This is a genomic window from Labrenzia sp. VG12 (assembly GCF_002237595.1).
In the GTDB taxonomy this organism is placed as follows: domain Bacteria; phylum Pseudomonadota; class Alphaproteobacteria; order Rhizobiales; family Stappiaceae; genus Roseibium.
This window is the reverse complement of record NZ_CP022529.1, coordinates 5,970,726-5,977,548: the sequence shown is the minus strand read 5'-3', so window position 1 is coordinate 5,977,548 and position 6,823 is coordinate 5,970,726. Positions and strand designations below refer to the sequence as shown.

Below are 6,823 nucleotides of genomic sequence, written 5' to 3'. Positions count from 1 at the left end.
TGAAGTGCAGATCTTCCCGTCCGGCAGCTGGCCAACGACCCGAAGGCGATTGAGCTTCTGCAGCTCGGCGGTGTCGATTTCACCGTCTCCGCAACCGGCAGCTATGCAACCCACCTGCCCTCGCTGAACCTGACGGCGATGCCGTTCCTGGTCGACACCTACGAGCAGGGCTGGGAGCTTTACGACAATTCCGAGTGGCTTCAGGGCGAGTTCGACAAGCTTCCGGAAAAAGGGTTCCGGGTTCTGAGCACCTGGGAAGCCGGTTTCCGCAGCTTCACCACCAATGAACCGCTGGCGTCTCCGACAGACGCGGAATCCATGAAGATGCGGGTTTTCCCGAACGACATGATCCGCTGGTCGATGGAAGCCATCGGTTTCCAGACCGTCGTCATGCCCATCACCGACGTCTACATCTCGATCCAGCAGGGCATTGTCAACGGCCAGGAAAACCCGGTCGACACCATCAAGTCCCTGCGCTTTTACGAAGTCGCGCGCGAACATCACCCTGACCCGGCACGTCTACAGCCCGCTGCCGCTGACGATTGCGGAAAAAACCTGGCAGTCCTTCTCCGATGAGGACAAGGAAGCTGTTCTGAAAGCGGCGGCTGAATCCGCAGCTTTCAGCCGTGACCTCGTCAAGAGCTCCGTCGACAGCCAGCTGACCGAAATGCAGGAAGCCGGCGCGACGGTCAGCGTTCCGGAGATCGGACCGTTCCGCGAGGCCGTCCAACCGGTCTACGCCAAGGCCAAGGATGTCTATGGCGCCGAAGCCGTCGACAAGATCCTCGCAGATGCCGCTGCCATCCGCGAAAAACTCCCGGCTCAGAACTGATCAAGCATTCTGAGTGAACCTAGCCGGAACCTTCGGGTTCCGGCCCTTCTTAAAAAGAGAAGAGCCTTGGATTACCGAGAGCATTATCCGGCTGCGCTGCGCTGGCTCAGCCACATGGTCGACTTTTGCCTGGCGCTTGGCGGCTTTGCCATCGTGGCCCTGGTGTTCTGCAACGCTTCGCTGCGCGGTTTTGCCGGCTTCGACCTTGCCTGGTCACTTGAGGTCACCAGTTTCCTGCTGCTGTGGAGCACATTCTTCGGCTGTGCGGCCGCGATCGCACGCGGCGCCCATATGCGGGTCACCGAAGTTGTCGAGAAGCTGATACCGCATACCGGTCAGCGGATCCTGTCCATCGGGATCGACGTCATCATCGCCGTTCTGCTGATCAGCCTGATCTATACCGGCTACAACATCTCCGCCCACACCTGGGCGCAGAAAACCACCGTGCTCTACTGGCCGGTCGGACTGCTGTACGCCTCGATGCCCGCCGGCATGACGCTGTCGCTGATCTTCCACCTTTACAACATGGTGTATGACATCAAGAACCCTGTGTGCCCCATGCCACCCATTCCGATGGCGGCGAGGCCCTGTCATGATCCTGCTCTTTGTCGTTGCGGTCTTTCTGACCTCTGTCTTTCTCGGCATTCCCCTGGTCTGGGCGATCCTGATCACGGCCGTCTTGCCTATTATCGTCTTCGATCTCGGCTACCCGCTGCAGGCGCTTTTCCTGAATTTCATCGGCGGGGTCGAACCGAACCACTTTCTTGCAATCCCGCTCTTCATCGTTGCCGGTGAAATGATGAGCCGCGGCGGTGTCGGCCTGCGCATCATCGGTTTCGCACGTGCCGCCTTCGGCTTCATGGCCGGCGGGCTCGGCATGGTCGTTGTCGGCGCTTCCATGATTTTCGGCGGCATCTCCGGTTCTGCCATTGCAGATAGCGCCGCCATCGGCTCGGTGATGATCAAGAACATGTCCGCGAGGGATACAACACCGCATTCGCGGCGGGGCTCGTGGCAGCCGCCGGGACCATCGGCATCATTATCCCGCCGTCGATCCCGATGCTGATCTACGGCTTTGTCGGCAATGTCTCGGTTGCGGACCTGTTTATCGCCGGCATGGTTCCCGGCATACTCTTCGGTGCCATGTTCATGGCCGTTTGCTACTATGTCGGCAAATCGACCAATTGCGACCCGGGCGGACGGACCACGACCTTCAAGGAACTGACCAGTTCCTTCATCGGCACGGCTCCGGCACTGTTCATGCCGGTCGTCATCCTGGGCGGGATCTTCACCGGCTGGGTTACCCCGACCGAAGCCGCCGCCCTCGCAGTGGTCTACGGTCTTTTCGTGACCACCGTGATTTACCGGGACTTCAAACTTAAGGACCTGCCGCGTCTTTTGATCGACAGTTTCGTCACCAGCGCCGTCGTCATGGTGGTGATCGGTGCAACCACCGTGCTCGGCTGGCTGATCACCCTGGAGCAGATGCCGCAGATCCTGGTCGGCTTCGTGCAGGACTTTTCCTCCAGTCCCTGGATGTTCCTGCTGCTGGTCAACATCGTCCTTCTGGTGCTCGGCCTGGTGCTGGATCCGGTGCCGGCGATCCTTCTGACCGCCCCGCTGTTCCTGCCGACGGCCCAGGCCTTCGGTATCGATCCGGTCCATCTCGGTGTGATCATGACCTGTAACGTAGCGGTCGGCCTGTTCACGCCACCGGTCGGGAGCAACGCTCTATGTCGCGTCCCGGATCTCGGGCGTCGGGGTGCTATCGATCGCCCGGAAAATGGCCTTGCTTTACGCAGCCGCCATCGCAGCCCTGCTCGCCGTCACTTACTTCCCCATCGTTTCCATGGGTATGGTGCATCTGTTCCGGTGAGGAGAAAGCAAGAAATGTTCGCAGTCACAGTGCTGTTTCAGATCAAGGAGGGGCAGATGGATGCCTTCATGCCCCTCATGATCGACAACGCCCAGGCCTCCATGCGTTTGGAGCCCGGTTGCCGGCAATTCGATGTCTGCTGCGATGCGGCCAGACCTCACGACGTTTTTCTCTACGAGATCTATGATGACGAAGCGGCCTTCAAGGCTCATCTTCAAACGGCACATTTCCTGAGCTTTGATGCCGCGGTTGCCGACATGATCCGGGAGAAGACGGTCCGCACATATTTGCAGGTAGCCCAATGACACCCTGGGAAGTTTTTGCAGTCAAATATGCAGACCGGAATGCGCGCACGCGCAAGGACAGCTTTCTGTTCGATGACAATCACGACCAGCCCCATGACATGGACTACTTCATGTGGGTTCTTCGCCGGGGCAGTGACGTCCTTCTGGTCGACACGGGATATGACAGCGAGGAAGGTGACCGGCGCGGCCGGCCCATCCGGCTGAACCCTGTGGAGGCGCTGGCACCTCTCGGTCTCCAGCCGGAGGATATCGGCACCATCATCGTCACGCATCTTCACTATGACCATGCTGGTGGCCTGAAGCACTTTCCCAATGCGACCATTCACCTGCAAGCTGCAGAAATGGCCTTCGCCACAGGGCCCTGCATGTGCCACGGCACGCTCAATGCCCCTTTCACGGCCGACCATGTCTGCGAGGCCGTGCAACGGCTTTATTCGGGCCGCGTCATCTTTCACGACGGCGACGGCGACGTTCGTGAAGGCGTCACGGTGCACAGGACCGGCGGTCACAGCAAGGGCCTTCAGGTCGTACGCGTTCTGACAGACGCAGGCTGGATGTGCCTTGCCTCCGATGCCTCGCACTACTACGAGAATTTTCTGGAAGGGAAACCTTTCCCGATTGTCGTCGACCTGGACGACATGTTCAGAGGATTTTCGATCATCCAGTCCCTCGCCAGTTCGAATGACCTGGTCATTCCGGGGCACGACCCCCTGGTGCGTGAGCTTTTCCCCTCACACGGCCCGGATCACATTGTCCGGCTGGACCGCGGACCGCTGAAAGGGATTGGATCATGAAACTCGGTGTCATAGCCGATGACTTCACCGGAGCGTCCGACATTGCCCTGATGCTGTCGGAAGGAGGCATGCCGTCCGTCCAGTATGTCGGGATTCCGGACCATCCATCCGGACACGGCGTTGAGGCCGGCATCATCAGCCTGAAGTCGCGTACGGAACCGGCGCGCGATGCGATAACCCAATCGCTTAAGGCCTGCGACTGGTTGCTTGATCAGGGCTGCACGCAGATTGTCTTCAAGATCTGCTCGACATTCGATTCCACGGACAAGGGCAATGTCGGCCCGGTGACCGAAGCGCTCGCTGACCGGCTCGGCGAGACCAATGTTCTCGTCTGTCCGGCCTTTCCGGAAAACGGACGCTCCGTCTATCAGGGCCACCTGTTCGTGAAGGACAGGCTTTTGAATGAAAGCGGCATGGAGAACCATCCGCTGACACCGATGTACGATCCGGATCTGCGACGGGTCCTGCAACGGCAGACCTCCTGGTCTGTCGGTCATGTGCCCATCGACGCAGTGTGGCGCGGCGCTGACGACCTGGACGGAGAGGCAAGAAAGGCAGGAAAGGCGATGATGATCGTCGATGCCATTCGCGACGATGATCTGAGAACGCTCGGACGTGCCGCCGCAGAGCGGAAACTGCTGACGGGAGGTTCCGGCATTGCGCTCGGCTTGCCGCAGAATTTCGGCTTTGAGGCGTCGAACTCGGGCTGGGCTGGCGTCTCGGGCGAGGCGGTCGTTCTGTCCGGCTCCTGCTCCACCGCAACCCGGGAACAGGTTGCTGTCTACAAGGACCAGGCCCCGTCGCGAGAGCTTGTTGCCGACGACATCATCGCCGACAGACTGTCGCTGCAGGAGTTGGTCGAGTGGACCCTCAAGCAGGAGCGCCCGCCCCTTATCTATTCTTCCGCCGATCCGAAAGTCGTCTCGCTGGCGCAGGAAAGGTTTGGCCGCGAGCGGAGCGCTGCGGCAATCGAGCGCCTGTTTGCCAACCTGGCGGCCGCATTGTCCCAGGCAGGCGTCAAGAGGATCGTCGTTGCAGGTGGTGAAACATCCGGTGCCGTCGTTTCCGGGTTACAGGCCAACAGCCTGGAAATCGGCCCAAGGATCGCCCCCGGCGTTCCTGCGCTGAAGGTCGCCGAGCGGCCACTCGCACTGGCGTTGAAATCCGGTAATTTCGGCGGACCAACGTTCTTTTCCGAAGCGCTTGCGGTGCTGGAGGGCGCCCAATGAGCGAGATCGCAGACAGCCGCGAACAGATCTGCAGATTGTCGAAATCCCTCTTCGACCGCGGTCTGAGCCATGGATCCACCGGCAATATTTCCGTACGCCTTTCGGATGGAAGTTTGCTTGTGACACCGACCGGTTCTTCAATGGGGTTCCTGCAACCGGACCGCATCAGTCACCTGTCGGCGTCGGGTGTGCTTCATTCCGGCGATCCCCCCACAAAGGAACTGCCGCTGCACACGGCATTTTACGAGACCCGCCAGCAGACCGGCGCAGTCGTGCATCTCCATTCCTGTCACTCCGTTGCCCTGTCGATCCTTGCAGATGTCGATCCGGACAACGTTCTGCAGCCGCTTACGGCCTACGGCATCATGTTGCTCGGAAAGGTTAAACTGTTGCCGTTTTTCGTACCGGGCGACCCGGAAATGGGCGAGGCAGTCCGGCAGCTCGACGGCAAGCGTTCCGCGGTGATCCTCGCCAATCACGGCCCGGTCGTTGCGGGCAAGGATCTGGCAACAGCGGTCAATGCCACCGAAGAGCTGGAGGCAAGCGCCCGGCTCGCCCTTTTGCTGCGTGGCGCGCCTTTAAACGCCCTGAGCGCGGCCCAAACACAACAGATTGTCGACCGGTTCGACGTCGATTGGACTTAAGGATTTTCCGATGAAAATAGCCCTGATCAAAGGTGACGGTATCGGCGTCGACGTGGCCGAAGCGGCCATGACCGTTTTGGAAGCGGCTCTTGAAAAAACCGGGCAACCGCTTCCCGTCTACGATGAAATCCTGGCCGGTGCCAGCTATTTCGCAGAGACCGGCCGCGACATCGAACCTGATGGGGAAGAGCGCGCGGAAGCGGCCGACGCGATCTTTCTGGGCGCCATTGGCCTGCCGTCCATTCGACACGCGGATGGCACGGAGATCTCGCCACATCTGCGCCTGCGCGACCGGTTCGGACTTTATGCCGGTGTCCGCCCGGTCAAGGCCTATCCGAATGCGCCGCAGCGTCTTGCCGATCCCAGAGCCGCCGGCATCGACCTGGTCATCTTGCGGGAGTCGACGGAAGGCCTCTTCTATTCCGCTGCCGCTCACAAGCGCAGCCTTGTGGTCAGCGATGACGAGGTCATGGATATCCTCAGGATCACCCGTGCGACCACCACCAAGCTGCACGACTTTGCCTTCCGCCTTGCTGAAAAACGCCGGGAACGTGGCCGGCCGGGTCATCTGACCTGCGTGGACAAGGCCAACGTGTTCACATCGATGGCGTTCTTCCGTCAGCTGTTCGACGAGGTAAAAACGGGCTTCCCGGGCGTGCCGGTTGGCTACAACTACGTCGACGCCATGGCACTCGACCTGGTTCGAAAACCGTGGGATTTCGACGTGCTGGTGATGGAAAACATGTTCGGCGACATCTTGTCCGACCTGGCCGGCGGCCTCGTTGGCGGGATGGGCATGGCTGCCTGTGGCGAAATCGGCGATACAACTGGCCTGTTCCAGCCCGCTCATGGCAGTGCGCCGGACATCATGGGCGAGGACAAGGCCAATCCGCTGGCTGCCATTTTGAGCGGCGCGCTCATGCTTGACTACCTGGCGGAAAAGCTCGACAGACCGGCACTCACCGACGCTGCGGAGCTGATCAATGATGCGGTCGAAAGCGGCTTTCACGACAACGCGCTGAGGCCGATGGAATTCGGCGGTGACATGGGGACGAGAGCCGTCACCAACGAGCTCCTTGCCCGGGTCACCGGCCTGGAGCATGCCCAAAAGACCCTTAGCGCGTGACTGGGTGGCGCCTATCG

7 protein-coding genes and 2 pseudogenes are annotated in these 6,823 nt (G+C 60.4%); all 9 read left to right on the top strand.

Features of this window, described 5'->3' with window-relative positions; genetic code table 11:
• Positions 1-27: 27 nt before the first annotated feature.
• Positions 28-576, top strand: coding sequence for a TRAP transporter substrate-binding protein (locus CHH27_RS27490; protein WP_208989039.1), 549 nt, complete (start codon positions 28-30; stop codon positions 574-576).
• Entirely contained in the window at positions 500-832 is a 333-nt protein-coding gene (locus CHH27_RS28435) for a hypothetical protein (protein WP_247646353.1), read from the top strand. Before CHH27_RS27490 ends, CHH27_RS28435 begins: the two co-directional genes overlap by 77 nt.
• Positions 833-946: 114 nt before the next feature.
• Positions 947-1,315: pseudogene (locus CHH27_RS28430) on the top strand (TRAP transporter small permease); the annotation flags it as partial.
• 49 nt (positions 1,316-1,364) lie between these two features.
• Positions 1,365-2,503 (top strand): annotated as a pseudogene (locus CHH27_RS28705) (TRAP transporter large permease); the annotation flags it as partial.
• 6 nt (positions 2,504-2,509) lie between these two features.
• Positions 2,510-3,013 (top strand): putative quinol monooxygenase, encoded by a 504-nt coding sequence (locus CHH27_RS28700; protein WP_371681867.1) that lies wholly within the window; start codon positions 2,510-2,512, stop codon positions 3,011-3,013.
• The gene (locus tag CHH27_RS27470) at positions 3,010-3,807 is read left to right on the top strand and encodes an N-acyl homoserine lactonase family protein (RefSeq protein ID WP_094069758.1); all 798 of its coding nucleotides are present in this window, start codon (positions 3,010-3,012) and stop codon (positions 3,805-3,807) included. Before CHH27_RS28700 ends, CHH27_RS27470 begins: the two co-directional genes overlap by 4 nt.
• A complete protein-coding gene (gene otnK, locus CHH27_RS27465) occupies positions 3,804-5,036 on the top strand; it encodes a 3-oxo-tetronate kinase (protein ID WP_094069757.1) in 1,233 nt (410 codons plus the stop codon). Before CHH27_RS27470 ends, otnK begins: the two co-directional genes overlap by 4 nt.
• Complete coding sequence (gene otnC / locus CHH27_RS27460; RefSeq protein WP_094069756.1) at positions 5,033-5,680, top strand: 3-oxo-tetronate 4-phosphate decarboxylase; 648 nt, start codon at positions 5,033-5,035, stop codon at positions 5,678-5,680. Before otnK ends, otnC begins: the two co-directional genes overlap by 4 nt.
• Before the next feature lie 10 nt (positions 5,681-5,690).
• Complete coding sequence (locus CHH27_RS27455) at positions 5,691-6,806, top strand: isocitrate/isopropylmalate dehydrogenase family protein (RefSeq protein ID WP_094069755.1); 1,116 nt, start codon at positions 5,691-5,693, stop codon at positions 6,804-6,806.
• Positions 6,807-6,823 lie beyond the last annotated feature (17 nt).